Genomic DNA, 17,563 nt, shown 5'->3' with positions numbered 1-17,563 from the left:
CGCAGCGCTGCGGCGAGGCTCGTATCTGGACGCTCGGCGCCGTTGGTCAGCGCCGGCGCATCCGCTGCCCGGCAGCCCGGCGGTCGGCCGCCATCTGGCGTATGGCGAGCGAGGAGTTGATTTCGAGCGGCAGATTTGCCGCTGCACCGATGTGTGTGCGCCGCAAGCCGATATCCTCCAGCGTCCGGTCGTCGAGATCGGCGAGATTGCGGAACGCACGGTGCCTCTCCCGGTCGGCCAGCCGGCGTCGAAAATCCTGCCGCAACGCGGCTGCCAACAGCGCCAACTGATTGAGCAGTCCACCGCGCCGAGGTGATGCGGCGCAACCTGACAGCGTATTCGTGGTGGTCATGATCCAGTCTCCGGTGTTGCGGCCGAACGGCTCCGGTCGGCAGACAGGCGGCGTCCGGAGACGAGGACCCTCGCGATGGCCCGGTGCAGTCGCGCAACCAGGCTCCGGTAAGCCGGGTCGGTGGTGCCGATGTGCAGCATCTTCCTCTCCATCATCTCGCTCCCACACAGGATCGCGGCAGTCATCGGGAGCATTCGTCGTTCGATGAGAGGAAGTATGGGAAGGACGGGGTGTTCAATCAAACGAATTGGTCTTATCTTATCGTTCAATTAAATTGAGCGATATGGAGCGACCCATGACCGAACGGGCAAACCTGCCGCTTCTTGAAAACGACGTGCTGCGCACCTTCGTGGCGATTGCCGAAACTGGCAGTTTCGGCCGAGCCGCCAAGGCCGTCTACCGGACGCCTTCCGCCGTCTCGATGCAGATCCGTAAGCTCGAGGACACGCTCGGGCGCTCGGTGTTCGTGCGCGATGGCCGCAGCATCAGGATCACGACCGAGGGCGAGGCGCTGCTCGGCTATGCCCGCCGGATGCTGCGCCTGTCCGACGAGGCGGTCGGGCTGTTCCTCACTCCCGAGATCGAGGGCGTGGTGCGGATCGGCTCGCCCGACGACTACGGCACCCGATTCCTGCCGAACATCCTCTGCCGCTTCGCCCGCACCCATCCGGGGGTCGATGTCGACGTGACGCTCGACATGTCGGGCACGCTGTACGAGATGATCGAGAACGACCAGCTGGATATCGCTCTGATGACGGCCTCACGAGAGGCCGAAGTGCTCCGTCACGGCCAGATCGTCTACACCGAACCGCTCGGCTGGGCCGGTCTGGAATGCGGTTGCGCCTACGAAGCACGCCCGCTGCCGGTGGCCCTGTCGCCGCATGGCTGCCCGTGGCGTGCCACCGCGCTGGCGGCGCTGGAGTCGGCGGGAATCGAAGCGCGGACGACCTATCGCAGCCTGCACACGTCGGGCCTGCTGGCGGCCGTTCACGCCGACCTGGCGATTTCGCCGATCTCGCAGAGCCTCATCGTTCCGCCGCTCGAACGGCTGGACGAGCGGCACGGCCTGCCCCCGCTCGACGACTATCATATCGTCATGCATCGACGCCCGGCCCTCGGGCCGGCCGGCGAGGCGCTGGCAAGGCATGTGATCGACAGTTTCCGGGATATCAGCCGGGGCGGTCGCGCGGCGGCCGCCGTCGAACCGGCCGCCGAGCTTATGGCGAGCTGAGCGGACCTGCGGGCCGGCGACGCCGCGCCGACAGAGGCAAACGGCTACCCCTGATCGGGAACCGGCGGAAGCGGCGCAACGGCGCCCTCAGCCGAGGTCCCTCGCGCGCGGCGTCTCTCGCCGCGCCTGCCACGTCCTTCGCCCTCGGCCACGACCTTCGGGGCCGGCAGCGTGACGGCGGCCGCCAGGTTGGGGAACGGATCGACCTTGTTGGGCAGCGCCATGGCGGCGACGAAATGTTCCTGGAAGCGCGGTTCCAGCGCCGTCTCGATCTTCTCGATCCGCCTGACCAGGTCCTCGACCTCCGCCCGATAGGACTTGTTGAGCAGGCACATGCGGGCCCCGGTTCCCGCCGCATTGCCGACGGCCGCGACGTTCTTCAGGTCGCAGTCGGGAATGAGTCCGATCAGCATCGCGTACTTGGTGTCGATGTGGGACCCGAAGGCGCCGGCGAGCTTGATGCGGTCGACATGGTCGGTGCCGTACTTGTCCATCAGCAGCTTCACCCCGGCATACAAGGCGGCCTTTGCGAGCTGGATCGCGCGCACATCGTTCTGGGTGATCCGGATCTCCTGGTCGCCCTGCCAGAGCAGGTAGGAGAACGTCCGCCCAGTCTGCTGGATGCGCGCAGATCTCGCCGCGAGCGACCCGTCGATGACGCCGTCCCGGGTGATGATGCCGGCCAGGAACATCTCGCCGATCGCCTCGATGATGCCGGATCCGCAGATGCCGGTCACGCCGACCTGGTCGATCTTCACCGTGAATTCCTCGTTGTCCGACCAGGCGTCGAGACCGATCACCTGGATCCTCGGCTCCAGCGTCTCGGGATCGATGCGGACCCGCTCGATGGCGCCGGGTGCGGCGCGCTGGCCGGACGAGATTTCCGCGCCCTCGAATGCCGGCCCGGTCGGTGAGCTTGCCGCAAGCACGCGGTGCCTGTTGCCGAGCACGATTTCCGCGTTGGTGCCGACATCGACCAGCAGGGTGATCTCGTCGCCCCGATGAGGACCTTCCGCAAGCGTCGCCCCGGCGGCGTCGGCGCCGACATGGCCGGCGATGCAGGGCAGCATGTAGACGCGCCCGCCGGGATTGATGCCGATGCCCAGCTGGCGCGCCGGGAACGTGAGGGCGCCCGAAACCGCCAGCGCGAACGGTGCGCCACCGAGTTCGCGCGGGTCGATGCCGAGGAACAGGTGGTGCATGATCGGGTTGCCGACGAAGACGGCTTCCAGCACGTCGTGCCGGTCCGCGCCGGCGTCCCCGACGGCCTTGTCGATCAGGCTCTCGATGGCACCCCGCACCGCCTTGACCAGCGCCGGCAGACCATCCGGGTTCATCATCAGGTAGGAGACCCGCGACATCAGGTCCTCGCCGAAGCGGATCTGCGGATTGGCGGTACCCGAAGACGAGACGGTGCGGCCGGTCAGCATGTCGGAGAGATGGCAGGCAATGGTCGTCGAGCCGATGTCCACGGCGATGCCGTAGAGCTTGTCGCGGAAGCCCGGCCAGATGGCGACGATGGTCGGCTGGCCGTCGTCATGGATCGCCACCGTCGCCTTCCAGTCGCCCTGGCGCAGCGTTTCCTGGATCCTGGGGATCAGCGGGAAGTCGCAGCGGACCCCATGCAGCATCCACTGCGCCTCGACGGCCCGGACCAGACGGTCGGTGTCGCCGAGCGGCTGCTCCATGTCCGGCTCGTCGACCTCGACGTAGCAGAGCTGGGTGACCGGCTCGCGCTCGATCGGGCGCGCCTCCGCCCGCTTGCGCACCAGCGCCCGGTTGGTCTGCGTCTCGACCGGGATGTCGATGACCAGATCGCCCTCGATGAGGGCGGAGCAGGACAGGCGACGGTCGTCGGCCAGGCTGCGCTTCTTCGCGTAGCGCGCCTCGGTCTCGGAGAAGGGCGAAAGATGCGTGGCCGAACTGGTGATCTTGTGCTTGGCGAAGACCCCCTCGGCAACGGAGACCTGGCAGCGTCCGCAGATGCCGCGCCCGCCGCAGACCGACTCGACATACACGCCGAGCTGGCGCGCGGCCTCCAGGACCGGCGTGCCGAGCGGGAAACGGCCACGCCTGCCGCTCGGCATGAACAAGACGAGTGCGTCGCTCACACCTTCGGCTTGAGAGGCCATTCCGCCTCCTGCGCGCTCACCAAACGACGGGCCATCCATTGCCGTCTGTTCCAACCAGGGACGGGACGCGCCGGAAAGCAGGAGGCGCGGCCCGCAGCTTCTGCCTTCAACCGGTCCGGACGCGCCGGGCCTCGCGGCCGCCGCGCCGCCGGCCGCCGCCCGACGACGCCATCGCCTCGCCGACGGGACCGACGGGAACGTCATGCGTAGGCGCGTGGTCGCGGTACTTGCCGATCCAGTCGGCGCAGTTCGCGTCCGTGCCCATCAGCACGTTGGCCGCGCGCACCATCTCCATTTCCTGCGGACGGCAGGGGTTCATGATCGCCGAGGTCATGCCTGCCGATATCGCCATCGGCAGGAAGGCGGCGTTGATTCCGTGGCGATGCGGCAGGCCGAACGATATGTTGGAAGCGCCGCAGGTCGTGTTGACCTTCAGTTCCTCGCGCAGGCGCCGGACCAGGTGGAACACCTGTCGGCCCGCCGTGCCCATGGCGCCGATCGGCATGACCAGCGGGTCGACGACGACGTCCTCCGGCTTGATGCCATAGTCGGCGGCGTGGCGGACGATCTTGCGGGCGACCTCGAAGCGCACGTCGGGATCTTCCGAGATCCCTGTCTCGTCGTTCGAGATCGCAACCACCGGAACGTCGTACTTCCTGATCAGCGGCAGGATCGATTCCAGCCGGTCCTCCTCGCCGGTTACCGAATTGACGAGCGGGCGGCCCTTGCAGACCTCCAGACCGGCCTTCAGGGCGGCGGGGACCGAGGAATCTATCGAGATCGGCACATCGGTGAGCGACTGCACGAGTTCGATCGTCCGGGCGAGCAGCGGCGGCTCGGACTGGTTCGGGTCGACCGAGGTGACCCCCGCATTGACGTCGAGCATGGTTGCGCCGGCCCAGACCTGCTCCAGCGCATCCTTCTTCACGGTCTCGAAATTGCCCTCGACCATCTCGGCCGCGAGCTTCTTGCGGCCGGTCGGATTGATCCGTTCGCCGATCACGCAGAACGGCTGGTCGAACCCGATGACGATCGTCCGCGTGGCGGAAGCGACGACGGTGCGAGACATCAGTTGGTCTCCGCGATGACTGTGGTTTCGCCCGAACCGTTGTCGCCGAACCAGGAGCCGCGTTCGGCCAGCCACTCGGCGGTCTTGCGCAATCCCCCGAAAGGAAAGACGTGCAACTGCGCGATCGGACAGCCGGGATCGCCGGCGACATGCTCCTCGATCGGCGCGACGACGCCTTCGGGGCTGAAGCCGGAGGCCAGCGCCATGACGGAGGAGGCGCGCTTCTTCAGGAAGTCGAGCGAGGGCCCGACGCCGCACAGCGCCGCATATTTCAGAAGCGTGGTGATCTTCGCGGGTCCCGAGACGCCGATATGGATCGGCAGCGTGTTGCCGGACGCGGCGAGGTCGTGCGCCCAGGCGACGAACCGCTGCGGGTCGAACCCGAACTGGGTGACGATCCGCATGTCGATGCCGTACTCCGCCGCGAAGGCGTTCTTCTGCGCGATCGCCTCGGCGACGCCGCCGGCGGGAATGTCGGGGCTGCCCTCGGGATGGCCGGCGACCCCGATCGTGCGGATGCCGAACTCGGCGAGCATGCCGGTGCGCAGGATGTCCATGGTCGAGGCGAAGTCGCCGGCGGGACGGTCGACGCTGCCGGCAATCACCAGCACGTCGTCGACCCCGGCTTCGCCGGTCAACCTGTTCAGGCGGTCGCGCAGGTCGGCTGGGCCGGCCATGCGGCGCGCCGGGAGGTGGGGGACCGGCTTGTAGCCGGCCAGGGCCAGGCGCCTCGCAGCCGCGGCAAACTCGGGCACCGGTGTGGTACCGACGTCGGTCAGGTAGACGCGCGTGCCGGCGGGAAACAGTCCGTCGAGGCGGTCGCCGTCGTTAACCTGCTTCGGCGTTGCCTCGATCGAGGCGGGGATTCGGTAGGCGGAAACGGCTTCGGGCGACATGGCTTCATCTCCACGCGGCGCGCGCGACGGTGTTCAGTCCTGACTTTGCCTGGAAGTCGGGCCGGTCGGCGTCATGTCGCGATGTCCCGGCGGTTCCTGCTTCGCTGATCACAACGATGCTGAATTGCGCCTCGCGGGGGTGGCTTTCACACGACAGCAAACGTCTGTTTTGCGACGTGTTTTCGAATCCCGCCGCGAACAGGAAAAAGCCTGCTATTCCAGTGGGCTAGGTCCCATATCGCGTGGGACGGTGCGGTTCGCCCGCGCCAGCATCGACGGGGTCGGTCGAAGACGGGAATGAGATTGCATGCGCCGCGCCCGAAATCGCGACCAAGTCGACACCTCGAGAGAATGGGCCGGTGCCGTACCCGCAGATGCCGCCGTTCGTCCGAATGGCGGAAAACTGCCCTCGATCGGCCAAAAGGCGGTACCGACGGCGAACGAGCGGTGTATATGACGGCGGGCAGCCGGCGGCTGTGCCGGAATTGGTCAGCAGGCGGAACGTGAAGGAGGTCGTGTCATGGCCGAGGCATTCATCTGCGAGGGCGTGCGTACGCCGATCGGTCGCTACGGCGGATCCCTCGCCGCGGTCCGCCCCGACGATCTCGGGGCTCATGCAATCCGCGAAGTGATGGCCCGCGCCCCCGGCCTGCCCGGGGAAGCCGTCGAGGACGTGATCTTCGGCTGCGCCAACCAGGCCGGCGAGGACAATCGTAACGTCGCCCGCATGTCGTTGCTGCTGGCCGGCCTGCCCGATACCGTCCCGGGCGCGACCATCAACCGGCTGTGCGGCTCCGGACTGGATGCGGTCGGCACGGCCGCCCGTGCCATAAAGGCCGGCGAGGCCGACGTGATGATCGCGGGCGGGGTCGAATCGATGACCCGGGCTCCCTTCGTGATGGGCAAGGCAGAGACGCCGTTTTCGCGTTCCGCTGAGATCTACGACACGACGATCGGCTGGCGCTTCGTCAACAGGCTGATGAAGGCGCAGTACGGCATCGATTCGATGCCGGAGACGGCGGAAAACGTCGCCGAGGAGTTCCAGGTGTCACGCGCGGACCAGGACGAATTCGCGCTGCGCAGCCAGCAGCGCGCCGCGGCCGCGCAGAAGAACGGCCGGCTGGCGAGGGAGATCGTCGCGGTGTCGATCCCCCAGCGCAAGGGCGAGCCGATCGTGGTCGACACCGACGAGCATCCGCGCGAGACCTCGCTGGAGAAGCTGGCGGCCCTGAAGGCACCGTTTCGCGAAGGCGGCAGCGTCACCGCCGGCAACGCGTCCGGGGTCAACGACGGCGCCGCCGCGCTGATCATCGCGTCGGAAGACGCCGTAGCGAAATACGGGCTGACGCCGATTGCCCGCGTCGTGGGCATGGCAACCGCCGGCGTGCCGCCGCGCATCATGGGCATCGGTCCGGCCCCTGCCACCGAGAAGCTGCTCGAGCGCCTCGGCCTGAAGATCAGCGACATGGACGTCATCGAACTGAACGAGGCGTTCGCGGCCCAGGGGCTTGCGGTCACGCGCCGGCTCGGGCTTGCCGACGATGCCGAACACGTCAATCCCAACGGCGGCGCTATCGCGCTCGGCCATCCGCTCGGCATGTCCGGCGCCAGGCTGGCGCTGACCGCGGCGGTGGAACTCAGGGAGCGTGACGCAAGCAGAGCCTTGTGCACAATGTGCATTGGCGTCGGCCAGGGAATCGCCGCCGTGCTCGAGCGGGTCTGACTGCAGGGCAGTTCCCGACCGGTCGCGGCGCAGCGTCGTGGCCGGGATAACAACGGGGGGCCGCCTTGGATATCCGCAGGATCCGCATCGTCGAGTGGGATTCGATCTTCGCCGGCGGTGCGCTGGTCGTCGTGCTGATCACGGCCATCGGAACGCTCGGCGATTTCGGCGTACAGATACTGCTCGCGCAATCCGTCAGCGTGGCGTGGTACGGCGACTATTCCATTGCCTATGCGGTCCTGATCCTTGGAGGCATCGTCGCGATCCTCGGGGCGGATCGCACGTGCATGCGCTTCCTGCCGGGCTACATCGAGAGGGGCGACACTGCCCACGTCGCGGGCTTCTGCCTCCTGTTCGTCGCACTATCGATCGTGGTGTCGCTGCTGATCGTCGCGGGGTTCGCGATCGTCCACTACGCTCTCGACGACCGCGGCGTGTCGTTCTTCGATACCCGCAAGGGCCATCCCGTCCTGCTGTCCGTCTGGCTGATCCCGTTCTATGCCGTCTACCGGCTCGCGCCCGGCGTGCTGAGCGCCGCGCACCGGCCTGTGGGGGCCACGATCACGACCCGGTTCGGCGTGCCGCTGGTGACCGCGGCGGCAGTGCTGCTGATCCCGTTCGCGGGATTCAAGATCACTCCCGAGGCCATGCTCGCCGCGTTCGCGCTGTCGTTCCTGCTGGTATCGATCGCCGTGGTGATGTTGCTGCCCAGGGACGTCCCGGTGTGGTGCCGCGACAAGTCCTACCGTTCGAAGCTCTGGCTCGGCGTTTCGCTGCCGATCATGATCGGCGCCTTCGTGTGGAAGCTCAACGGCTACTCCGGCATGATCATGCTGGAGGTTCTCGGCAAGGACGAAGCGCAGGTCGGCCTGTTCACCGCGGCGACCGCGGCCGGCGCCCTGGTGATGATCCCGATGACCGCCCTCACGGCGACCATCCTGCCGCGCCTTGGCGCCATAGCGCAGGGTGAGGAGAATTATGCCGCGCGGCAGGCGCTGTATGGACAGGCGACGCGTCAGCTGACGTTCTTCACGGTCGTCGTCGCGCTGCCGATCCTGCTGTTGCCCGAGCAGGTGCTGGGGCTGTTCGGGTCCGACTATCAGGCGGTCGGCGGTCTGCTCATCGTCATCGCCGTGACGTTCATGATCACCGGGTCGATCGGCATCGCCGCGCCGTTCCTGCAGTTCTGCGGCTACGAGAAGCTTATCCTCTATGTCACCATCGGTTCGACGCTCCTGGACGTGGTGCTGTGCACGTTCCTGGTCCCGCGTTTCGAGGCCTACGGTGCCGCGAGTTCGTTTCTGGTGCGCGGACTGATCGCCGACGGAATCGCCGTTTATGCACTGTGGCGATTTCACGGGCTGGTGCCGTTCGTCAGCAAGGCCCCGGGATGGCTGGTTCCTGTGCGTGCTTCCGCACCGGACGGGCCGGAGTGAAGCTGCGCGCGGTGCAGCCTCAGCCGGCGGTTTCCCTCGCCAGCCGGCCGGTGCGGGAGGGCCGCCGGGGCGCCTTGCCTGACCGTGCCAGGCCGACGAGCGCTGTGCAGAGGCCGGCCGCGCCGACCCACCACGCCGGCCGGATGGTGTAGCTGAAATCGAAATTGGCCTCGAAGACCAGGACCGGATCGACACCGGTCGCGGCGGCGTACCAAGCGAATTCGATCGCCGCCGTCGCGATGGTGGCGACCAGCGCGGCGCCTGCAAGATTGAGGGGCTTGAGCGCGATTCCCCTCGCGTGCATCGCCCGGTAGATCATCAGCAGGACGAAGAAGCCGGACATGAGCGTCGCCTGGAACACGTCTATCTTCGACTGGAGGAAGAAGTGGATCATGGCGAGGACCGCGATCGGATAGACCATCCTGTGCAGCCGCTGCCAGTTCGCGCCCAACCGCCGTATCGCGGCGTCGGTCGACGTCACGCCAAGGGCGACCAGCCCCAGCAGCGCAACGAAACCGATGGTCAGATAGATCCGCAGAACGATCTCGCCGGCGACACGGGCGAGGTCGAACTTCTGGTCGACGACGTAGAGGCAGAAATGGATCGCGGCGTAGGCGAGGGCGGCAAGCCCCAGAATGCGCCGCGTCATGATCAGGCGGGGCCAGTGGCCGATGCGCCGCAGCGGCGAGACCGCAAGGGTCATCAGCAGGAAGCGGACCGCCCAGTCGCCGGTGTCGTGGATCGCCGCGGTGACCGGCTTCGGTTCAAGCGTACCGAGCCACAGCGACGCCGCGAGCAGCAGGCCAGGTATGAAAGACCCGGCGAAGGCGATGAGCTTGACGGGCACGATCTTGCCCGAGCGGTCGGTCCACGGCGTCATGACGGCTCCTCTCAGGGCCGTTCTAGAGTCTGCCCGAACAGTCGTGGATCACGAATACGAAACCCGCAATCATAACCTCGCGACCCCGCGTGATGGCCCGCAGCGCCATCCGAACGCGGAATCGCGCCGAGCCGCTACCGTTTCCTTGCGCGATCGCACTCACGGCATGCCGGAAGACTGGTCGCTGTCTTCGTCGAACGCAAAACTCAACTGGCTTTCGTCGAATTCGGTGTCGAAGGGGGTGAGGACCGGGCTTGCGGCGAAGACGCCGCCATCGGTGGCGTGTTCCGGCGCCTCGCGGCGCGACATCCTGAACAGCGCGTACACGCCGAAAACGAGAAGCACGAGGCCGAAGAACAGGTAGAACCCGCTGGCCCCGTAGAATTCGATCGAAACAGATGCGATCGGACCGGCGATGGCCGAGCCGATGGAAAAGCTGAGGATCAACGTCGCCGCGGCCGGAACGATGGAGGTCTCGGGCAGCCGGTCGTTCACATGGGCGATGACGATGGAGTAGATCGGCATCGCGGCGATCCCTCCGACTGCCATCGCCAGAACCACAACCCATGTCGGGGACCCGACGAGGCCGAGCAGCATCGCGACTGCAAGGGCCCCGCCGCCGACGAGCAGCGATATCAGGGCAACGACACTTCGCCGGTCCCATCGGTCCGACAGCCACCCCAGCGGATATTGCGCGAGTGCGCCGGCAAGGAGGGCGCCGGTGACGAAGGCGGGTACGCTGTTTGCCACAAGTCCCAGCCGGCCCGCGATGACGGCGCCGAGCCCGAGAAACGCACCCTGGATGAGGCCGGTGACGAAGCATCCGACCAGTCCGAACGGTGTCTCCCGATAGAGCCGCAGCAGCGAATAGCGCTCGAAGCCGGTCCCCTGGCCGGACACGTAAGGAGCGCTGAACCGCGTCAGCGTGACCGGCACGATCGCGACCGACATCAGGATCGAGGCAACGACGAAGAGCTGTAGCCCGCCGGTCTCGCCCAGCGTCGCGAACATGGGGCCGACGGCATAGCCCAGGATGGCCGCGATGCTGGCGACGGCAAGAAGCTGTCCGCGGACGTCCCGCGTCGCCTTCGCGTTCAGCCAGCTTTCGACGACGGTGGCGAGGCCGGCAAAGCACAGCCCGGATACGAACCGCAGCCCGATCCAGAAATAGGGTTCCACCAGCAGCCCATGCGCCAGAACCACCGCCGAAATGATCGAACTGAGCGCCGCAAACGCGCGGATATGGCCGATACGATCCACCACCGCCGGTGCCCGCAGCGTGCCGAGCGCGTAGCCGGTGTAGTAGCCTGCGGTCATCGCGCCGATGACCACCAGCGAGAAACCGTCGTCTTCGGCACGTATCGCCAGGATGACGAACTGCAGGCTGTTGCCGGCCAGCAGGATCGTCAGGCTGGTAAGGAGCGAGGCGACGGACAGCAACAGCGAACGCATCGACCTCTCCTCACCGGACCGTCAATGCAACCAACCTGCCGAGACCCGCACGGGCGCCCGGTGGCGGCCTCGTCTTCCCGTTGCCGGGGGCAGGGGCGCGGCGATCAGGCGCCGGCGGCGGCGCGCTGGTTGTGCAGGCGGCGCATCAGGTCGGATGCGGTCTCCACGGTGACGGCGGCGTCGCGGCAATAGGCGTCGGCGCCGACCGCCTTGCCGAACTCCTCGTTGAGTGGGGCGCCGCCGACCAGCACGATGTACTTGTCGCGGAGTCCCTTTTCCTTGAGCGTGTCGATGACGACCTTCATGTAGGGCATCGTCGTCGTCAGCAGGGCCGACATGCCGAGGATGTCCGGCTCGTGCTCCTCGAGCGCCGCGAGATACTTTTCGACCGGATTGTTGATGCCGATGTCGATCACCTCGAAGCCGGCGCCTTCCATCATCATGCCGACGAGGTTCTTGCCGATGTCGTGGATGTCGCCCTTGACCGTGCCGATCACCATCTTGCCGACCTTCGGCGCGCCCGTCTCGGCAAGCAGCGGCCGCAGAATGAACATGCCCGCCTTCATGGCGTTGGCCGACAGCAGCACCTCTGGCACGAACAGGATTCCGTCGCGGAAATCCTCGCCGACGATGCGCATGCCCTCGACGAGTGCCTTGGTCAGGACGTCGTAGGGCGCCCAGCCGCGCTCCAGCAGGATATTGACGCCCTCCTCGATCTCTTCCTTGAGACCGTCATACAGATCGTCGTGCATCTGCTGGACGAGATCATCGTCCGATAGCGAGGAAAGGTCGATTTCGTCGTCCGACATGCGCCTGATCTCCGGCCGGCCATGCGTGTGTGACCGGCATTCGAGGTCCAAAGCCGGATTATTCGGCACATCGGTTCGAATTCGTTTCCTGGAACCGACTTCCTGGGTCGTAATTGCGACGGCCCCGGGCGGCACGGATCTATCGGCAACCCGAGGGGCGGCCGGATGTTCCCACCGCGTCGCGCGGATGACGCAGCCGGGACACGGCAGGTCGCCGCCGCGGAGTAGCATTTCCCCGCAGTTCAGGAATTGGCGCGCGGCGCCATGGCGTGAGGTCTCTCATGAGCGACACCGGTGAAGAGGTTCGCGGACGGCGGCGTGGCGGCGGCGCGGAGGCGCGTCGCGAGCGGCGCCGCGCCGGCAGCGGTACGTCGCTGACCTACATCAAGCGCAATGTCCCGCTCTACGACCCCGTGGGCGAAGAGGGGCTGGCCCTGATCGAGGCCAATGCCGATACCGTGCTTCAGGAGATCGGCATCGAGTTCCGGGACGACGAGGAGGCGCTGACGCTCTGGAGGCAAGCCGGTGCTGACATCGATGGCGCGCGGGTGCGGTTTCCCAGGGGCCTGTGTCGCGAACTCCTGAAGACGGCGCCGTCAAGCTTCACCCAACACGCCCGCAACCCGGCGCGTTCGGTGGAAATCGGCGGAAAGGCGACCGTGTTCGCCCCTGTCTACGGCCCGCCCTTCATCCGCAATCTCGACGAGGGCAGGCGCTATGCCACCATCGAGGACTTCCGGAATTTCGTGAAACTCGCCTACACGGCGCCCGCCATACATCACTCGGGCGGCACCGTCTGCGAGCCGGTCGACCTGCCCGTCAACAAGCGTCACTACGATATGGTCTACAGCCATATCCGCTACTCCGACAAACCGTTCATGGGATCGGTAACGCACCCGCAGCGCGCCGCGGATTCCGTGGCGATGGCGAAGCTGGTCTTCGGCGAGGAGTTTGTCGACCAGAACTGCGTGCTGATCAACCTGATCAACGCGAACTCGCCGATGGTGTTCGACGAGACCATGCTGGGAGCGCTGAAGGTCTACGCGCGGGCCGGGCAGGCCTGCATCGTCACGCCGTTCATCCTGGCCGGGGCGATGTCGCCGGTGACGGTCGCCGGCACGCTGACGCAGGTGCTGGCCGAGGTGCTGGCGGGTGCTGCGTTCACGCAGCTGATCCGTCCCGGCGCGCCGGTCGTGTTCGGCTGCTTCGCCTCCTCCATTTCGATGCAGTCCGGAGCGCCGACCTTCGGCACGCCGGAGCCCACGCTGGTCTCCTACGGCGCCGCCCAGCTCGCGCGGCGACTGGGCATCCCGTTCCGCACCGGCGGCTCCCTGTGCGCCTCCAAGGTGGCGGACGCGCAGGCTGCCTACGAGAGCGCCAACACGCTGAACTCGACGGTGCTGGCCGGCACCAATTTCGTGCTGCACGCGGCGGGCTGGCTGGAGGGCGGCCTCGCCTCGGGATACGAGAAGTTCGTGATGGACTGCGACCAACTCGCCATGCAGCAGCGGTTCTGCGAAGGGGTCGATCTGTCGGAGAACGGCCAGGCGATGGACGCCATCCGCGAGGTCGGGCCAGGCAGCCACTATCTCGGCTGCGCCCACACCCAGGCCAATTTCGAGACGGCCTTCTACCGCTCGACGATCGCCGACAACAATTCCTACGAGCAGTGGCTGGCCGAAGGCGAAAAGCGCGCCGACGAGCGGGCGAACGACCTGTGGAAGAAGTGGCTCGCCGAGTACGAGGCGCCGGCGCTGGACGAGGGGATCGACGAGGCGCTGCAGGACTACATGAAGCGCGGCAAGGACTCGATGCCGGACGCGTTCGCCTGATCCGGTCGCCGGCCGGGACGCTCCCATGCTCCCGACGCTGTTGTCGAGGCGCCGCGGCGGCGGTAGGTGACGTGCGACTGCCGCGGGCGCGGATGGCAATCCAACGCCGCGTGGCGCACCGCGAGGGGAGCGACGCACCATGGAATACCGCAATCTTGGACGGTCCGGCCTGATCGTTTCGGCGGTCGGACTTGGTTGCAACAATTTCGGTGGCCGGACCGACCGCGAGACGTCGGTCAAGGTCATCCATAAGTCGCTCGACATGGGCGTCACGCTGCTCGACACCGCGGACATGTACGCCGAGCGTGGCAACTCCGAACGGGTGCTCGGCGAGACGCTCGGAGCGCGCCGGAAGGATATCGTCCTGGCGACGAAGTTCGCAGCGCCGATGGACGACGAAGGCCGGCTGCGGGGCGCCTCGCGCGGCTACATCATCAGCGCCGTGGAAGCGAGCCTGACGCGGCTGAAGACCGACTGGATCGATCTCTACCAGCTGCATTTTCCGGATCCGAGGACACCCATCGAGGAGACGCTGCGGGCGCTCGACGATCTCGTCCGGCAGGGCAAGGTCCGCTACATCGGCTGCTCGAACCTGTCGGCCTGGAGGGTCACGGAAGCACTGTGGACCTCGAAGTCGCTCGGACTGGAGTCCTTCGCCTCGGTGCAGGAGGAATACAGCCTGATCGTCCGTGACGTGGAGCGCGACATGATGCCGATGGCCGAGGAGTACGGGCTGGGCATCCTGCCCTATTTCCCCCTGGCAAGCGGCCTGTTGACCGGGAAGTACAAGAGGGGCGAGCCGGCGCCCGCCGGCAGTCGCTTCGCGATCAGCCAGCCGCTCGCCGACAAGTGCTGGACCGACCGCAACGCCGAACGGGCGGAGGCCTTCCGCGCCATCGCCGAAGCGAATGGCTTCAGCCTTCTGGAACTGGCGTTCTCGTGGCTGCTGTCGCGTCCGCAGATATCGAGCGTCATCGCCGGGGCATCGCGACCCGAGCAGATCGAGCAGAATGTCGCAGCCGCCGGAAGGTCGCTCGACCAGGAGATGCTCTCGGCTGTCGACGAGGCTTACAAGGCAGCCTCCGGCTGACACGTGAGCGATGGTGTCGCGCCCGTCCTGGTCCGATATCGCCAAAGCCTTCGCGCGGTGCGGGCTGGTGCTGCGCGGCGGGTTCCATCCCGCTGACGACGAGGACATCCCCGACGCGGGGCAGGGGCGGTCAACGAGAACGATCTTGCTCGTGGGCAATGCAGGTCCCGACCTCTGGGACCATTTCGGTCCGCACTCCGACGCCGGATCTGATCCGCTGGACCGATGGACGCGTGAGGTTGCCGAGCCGATCGCGGCGGAATTCGACGCGCGTGCGGTGTTTCCGTTCGACAAGCCGCCGCTGCCGTTCCAGCGCTGGGCCATGCGCGCGGAACCGGTCCATTCCTCACCGCTCGGGATCCTGATCCACCCGGACCATGGGCTGTGGCACGCCTATCGCGCGGCACTGATGTTTGCCGAAGCGATCGATCTTCCGCCGGCCGACGATCGGCCGAGCCCATGCGAGGCCTGTGCAGATCGCCCCTGTCTCACCGGCTGCCCCGTGGGCGCGTTCAGCGCGGCCGGCTACGACGTCGCCGCCTGTGCGTCCTACCTGAAATCTCCGGCCGGCCAGGTCTGCCTCGAGACAGGCTGCCAGGCGCGCAACGCCTGCCCGGTGGCTTCCGACCGCGGGTACGGCCCCGCGCAGATCCGATTCCACATGGCCGCCTTCCGGCGTGCCGTCTGCTGACTCAGCCGCGGCCGCGCCGCCGGCCGCGACGGGGCCGGTCATCGTCGCCTCGGTCGGTCGCCTGCTTCATGATGAGCGGGCCGAGGCGGCCGACGATCCCGTCGACATCCGGGCGCGGGCCCGGCACATGATCGTCGAGAGCAGCACGCATCGCGGCAATGTGCCGGGGCGTGGTGCCGCAGCACCCGCCGACGATCCGTGCGCCGCAGTCCACGGCCAACCTGGCATAGTCGGCCATCAGCTCCGGCGTGCCGGAGTAGTGGATGTGCTCGCCGTGAAACTGCGGAATTCCGCAGTTGCCCTTGGCGATCAGCACGGCGTCCGGCGACTTTGCCGACATCTCGAGGATCGCCAGCAGGAGGTCGGGCGCGCCGACGCCGCAATTGGCGCCGTAGCCCGCAGGCCGTGAAGGCATCTGCGCGGCGATGTCGGGCAGGTCGCCCGGAGGCACGCCCATCATCGTTCGGCCGGCGGTGTCGAAGCTGGCGGTGAAGACGAAGGGCAGGCCGGTCCGGGCCGCCCCCTCCGCAGCGGCGCGGATTTCGTCGGGAGCCGACATGGTCTCGATCCAAAGCACATCGGCCCCGCCGGCCTTCAGCCCCTCCGCCTGCTCGGCGAAGGCCTCGACAGCCTCCGCATAGGACAGTTCCCCAAGCGGCTCGAGGAGGTCGCCGGTCGGACCCATGGAGCCGGCGACGACGATGCGCCGGCCGGAGCGATCGGCGATCCAGCGGGCGATTTCCGCCGCACGCCGATTGATCTCGCGCGCCTTTTCGTCCGCCGCATGCAACCGGAGACGGCGACGGTTGGCCCCGAACGAGTTCGTCAGAACGATATCGGCGCCGGATTCGATGAACTCGCGGTGCAGTTCCGCGACGCGTTCGGCCGTCTGCACGTTCCACAGTTCCGGCGCGTCGCCGGACATCAGGCCGCGGTCGAAATAGTTGGTCCCGGTCGCGCCGTCGGCCAGCAGCGTGCCGCGTTCGGCGAGCAGTTCGAGCAGCACGGGCGATCTCCTGATCGGTTGACCGGCGCCAACTATCAGTCCTGACGCGTGGGCGGTAGCCCACCCGCGGCATCGGTCATCCTCGGGTCGACACGGTGGCGTCCGGCCTAGGGTTCCGCATCGGCCGGACCGTTGCCGGTGACGGCGTCGACGTACCGGCTGGCCGACGACTCGACCGCCTGTCTGGCGTCGCAGGCGATGATCTTGTCCCAGAAGGCGCCGTAGATACGGTCGTAAGAAAACGGCGCCATCCGCGAAACGATCCGCTCGACGACCGCGGGCGACAGCGGAATGTAGTTCGGATAGCTGCGCATGAACGAAACGTGCCGGCGGTCGGGCGTGACCTGCAGAATGTCGCCGACCAGCAGGGCCCCTTTTCCCTCCGCCCCGTCGGCCCAGTGCAGAACCGTGCCGCCAGCGAAATGGCCGCCGGTGCGAATGGCGACCAGTCCCGGCAGCAGTTCTTTCGTGCCGCCGCTCCAGTAGTCGATGCGATCGCTCGGTCGCACGACCCATTGCCGGTCGTCCTCGTGCAGGTGGATCGGCACGCCGCCGAACGCCTCGCTCCAGGTGACCATCGCCGAGTAGTAGTGGGGATGGGAGATCGCGATTGCGTGGAGGCCGCCGAGCGCGTCGATGATCGTGCGGGTCGCGTCGTCGATCAGCGAAACACAGTCCCACAGCACGTTTCCCGCCGGCGTGCAGACCAGCAATGCGCGCTGGCCGATGGCAAAGTGCGGTTCGACGCCGATGCCGATCAGGCCGGCCTCCTCCTGCCGGAAGCTGTTTCGGTGCGACTGTGCGAGCCGATCGAGGCTTGTCCAGCTCTGGCCGTGCGGATTCACGTACTGCCGGTCGTCCACGCAGATCGGGCAGTCCGCAGGCGGGGTCTCCGCCGGCGGAAATTCGGTCCCGCAGGTGGTGCACATCGGCGCGAACATCGCATCTCCTCGACATGAGGGCA

The 17,563-nt window shown here is 67.2% G+C and carries 15 protein-coding genes; 7 read left to right on the top strand and 8 right to left on the bottom strand.

The features are described from left to right. Both V3328_RS16405 and V3328_RS16400 read left to right on the top strand, forming a co-directional pair. The coding region (locus tag V3328_RS16405) for a hypothetical protein (protein ID WP_340330766.1) at positions 1–316 on the top strand (316 nt) is incomplete at its 5' end. A gap of 331 nt (positions 317–647) precedes the next feature. After that, positions 648–1,583, top strand: a complete 936-nt coding sequence (locus tag V3328_RS16400; protein ID WP_340330765.1) for a LysR substrate-binding domain-containing protein — start codon at positions 648–650, stop codon at positions 1,581–1,583. Between the two features lie 44 nt (positions 1,584–1,627). On the opposite strand, the gene V3328_RS16395 is transcribed toward V3328_RS16400, so the two are convergent. The 3 genes from V3328_RS16395 to V3328_RS16385 form a co-directional block, all read right to left on the bottom strand. Then, complete coding sequence (locus V3328_RS16395; protein WP_340330764.1) at positions 1,628–3,715, bottom strand: ASKHA domain-containing protein; 2,088 nt, start codon at positions 3,713–3,715, stop codon at positions 1,628–1,630. Between the two features lie 106 nt (positions 3,716–3,821). After that, positions 3,822–4,784 carry a methyltetrahydrofolate cobalamin methyltransferase gene (locus tag V3328_RS16390; RefSeq protein WP_340330763.1) on the bottom strand — a complete coding sequence of 321 codons (963 nt, stop codon included), beginning with the start codon at positions 4,782–4,784 and terminating at the stop codon, positions 3,822–3,824. Then, positions 4,784–5,680, bottom strand: a complete 897-nt coding sequence (locus V3328_RS16385) for a methylenetetrahydrofolate reductase (RefSeq protein WP_340330762.1) — start codon at positions 5,678–5,680, stop codon at positions 4,784–4,786. Before V3328_RS16385 ends, V3328_RS16390 begins: the two co-directional genes overlap by 1 nt. A gap of 520 nt (positions 5,681–6,200) precedes the next feature. Here V3328_RS16385 and pcaF point away from each other — a divergent pair. Beyond that, complete coding sequence (gene pcaF, locus V3328_RS16380; protein ID WP_340330761.1) at positions 6,201–7,403, top strand: 3-oxoadipyl-CoA thiolase; 1,203 nt, start codon at positions 6,201–6,203, stop codon at positions 7,401–7,403. 65 nt (positions 7,404–7,468) lie between these two features. Beyond that, the gene (locus tag V3328_RS16375) at positions 7,469–8,839 is read left to right on the top strand and encodes an MATE family efflux transporter (protein WP_340330760.1); all 1,371 of its coding nucleotides are present in this window, start codon (positions 7,469–7,471) and stop codon (positions 8,837–8,839) included. A gap of 19 nt (positions 8,840–8,858) precedes the next feature. Here V3328_RS16375 and V3328_RS16370 read toward each other — a convergent pair whose 3' ends face one another. From V3328_RS16370 to V3328_RS16360, 3 genes are all read right to left on the bottom strand, one after another. After that, positions 8,859–9,719 (bottom strand): protein-methionine-sulfoxide reductase heme-binding subunit MsrQ, encoded by an 861-nt coding sequence (locus V3328_RS16370; RefSeq protein ID WP_340330759.1) that lies wholly within the window; start codon positions 9,717–9,719, stop codon positions 8,859–8,861. Positions 9,720–9,878: 159 nt separating this feature from the next. Further along, complete coding sequence (locus V3328_RS16365; RefSeq protein ID WP_340330758.1) at positions 9,879–11,171, bottom strand: MFS transporter; 1,293 nt, start codon at positions 11,169–11,171, stop codon at positions 9,879–9,881. 104 nt (positions 11,172–11,275) lie between these two features. Continuing rightward, positions 11,276–11,980 carry a corrinoid protein gene (locus V3328_RS16360; protein ID WP_340330757.1) on the bottom strand — a complete coding sequence of 235 codons (705 nt, stop codon included), beginning with the start codon at positions 11,978–11,980 and terminating at the stop codon, positions 11,276–11,278. Positions 11,981–12,261: 281 nt separating this feature from the next. Here V3328_RS16360 and V3328_RS16355 point away from each other — a divergent pair, with 281 nt between their 5' ends. The 3 genes from V3328_RS16355 to V3328_RS16345 all read left to right on the top strand — a co-directional run bounded on the left by V3328_RS16355 (position 12,262) and on the right by V3328_RS16345 (position 15,593). Beyond that, positions 12,262–13,812: a trimethylamine methyltransferase family protein gene (locus V3328_RS16355; protein ID WP_340330756.1), complete on the top strand. Its 1,551-nt coding sequence runs from the start codon at positions 12,262–12,264 to the stop codon at positions 13,810–13,812. Between the two features lie 139 nt (positions 13,813–13,951). Further along, positions 13,952–14,902, top strand: coding sequence for an aldo/keto reductase (locus tag V3328_RS16350; RefSeq protein ID WP_340330755.1), 951 nt, complete (start codon positions 13,952–13,954; stop codon positions 14,900–14,902). Positions 14,903–14,912: 10 nt separating this feature from the next. Beyond that, positions 14,913–15,593: a hypothetical protein gene (locus V3328_RS16345; protein ID WP_340330754.1), complete on the top strand. Its 681-nt coding sequence runs from the start codon at positions 14,913–14,915 to the stop codon at positions 15,591–15,593. A 1-nt stretch (position 15,594) separates the two neighbouring features. Here the strand turns inward: V3328_RS16345 and bmt are convergent, their stop codons facing one another. Both bmt and V3328_RS16335 read right to left on the bottom strand, forming a co-directional pair. Continuing rightward, positions 15,595–16,599 (bottom strand): betaine--homocysteine S-methyltransferase, encoded by a 1,005-nt coding sequence (bmt, locus tag V3328_RS16340; RefSeq protein WP_340330753.1) that lies wholly within the window; start codon positions 16,597–16,599, stop codon positions 15,595–15,597. Positions 16,600–16,706: 107 nt separating this feature from the next. Further along, positions 16,707–17,540 carry an MBL fold metallo-hydrolase gene (locus V3328_RS16335; protein ID WP_340330752.1) on the bottom strand — a complete coding sequence of 278 codons (834 nt, stop codon included), beginning with the start codon at positions 17,538–17,540 and terminating at the stop codon, positions 16,707–16,709. Between the last annotated feature and the right edge of the window lie 23 nt (positions 17,541–17,563).

Source organism: Microbaculum marinum, assembly GCF_037855135.1.
GTDB classification, from domain to species: domain Bacteria; phylum Pseudomonadota; class Alphaproteobacteria; order Rhizobiales; family Tepidamorphaceae; genus Microbaculum; species Microbaculum marinum.
The sequence above is the reverse complement of the archived record's forward strand: the minus strand, read 5'-3'. Positions and strand labels throughout refer to the sequence as shown.

Bases quoted from the DNA above. Each gene is read 5' to 3' on its own strand.
- V3328_RS16400 (WP_340330765.1), top strand. From the start codon at position 648: ATGACCGAACGGGCAAACCTGCCGCTTCTTGAAAACGACGTGCTGCGC.
- V3328_RS16395 (WP_340330764.1), bottom strand. From the start codon at position 3,715: ATGGCCTCTCAAGCCGAAGGTGTGAGCGACGCACTCGTCTTGTTCATG.
- V3328_RS16390 (WP_340330763.1), bottom strand. From the start codon at position 4,784: ATGTCTCGCACCGTCGTCGCTTCCGCCACGCGGACGATCGTCATCGGG.
- V3328_RS16385 (WP_340330762.1), bottom strand. From the start codon at position 5,680: ATGTCGCCCGAAGCCGTTTCCGCCTACCGAATCCCCGCCTCGATCGAG.
- pcaF (WP_340330761.1), top strand. From the start codon at position 6,201: ATGGCCGAGGCATTCATCTGCGAGGGCGTGCGTACGCCGATCGGTCGC.
- V3328_RS16370 (WP_340330759.1), bottom strand. From the start codon at position 9,719: ATGACGCCGTGGACCGACCGCTCGGGCAAGATCGTGCCCGTCAAGCTC.
- V3328_RS16365 (WP_340330758.1), bottom strand. From the start codon at position 11,171: ATGCGTTCGCTGTTGCTGTCCGTCGCCTCGCTCCTTACCAGCCTGACG.
- V3328_RS16360 (WP_340330757.1), bottom strand. From the start codon at position 11,980: ATGTCGGACGACGAAATCGACCTTTCCTCGCTATCGGACGATGATCTC.
- V3328_RS16355 (WP_340330756.1), top strand. From the start codon at position 12,262: ATGAGCGACACCGGTGAAGAGGTTCGCGGACGGCGGCGTGGCGGCGGC.
- V3328_RS16350 (WP_340330755.1), top strand. From the start codon at position 13,952: ATGGAATACCGCAATCTTGGACGGTCCGGCCTGATCGTTTCGGCGGTC.
- V3328_RS16345 (WP_340330754.1), top strand. From the start codon at position 14,913: ATGGTGTCGCGCCCGTCCTGGTCCGATATCGCCAAAGCCTTCGCGCGG.
- V3328_RS16335 (WP_340330752.1), bottom strand. From the start codon at position 17,540: ATGTTCGCGCCGATGTGCACCACCTGCGGGACCGAATTTCCGCCGGCG.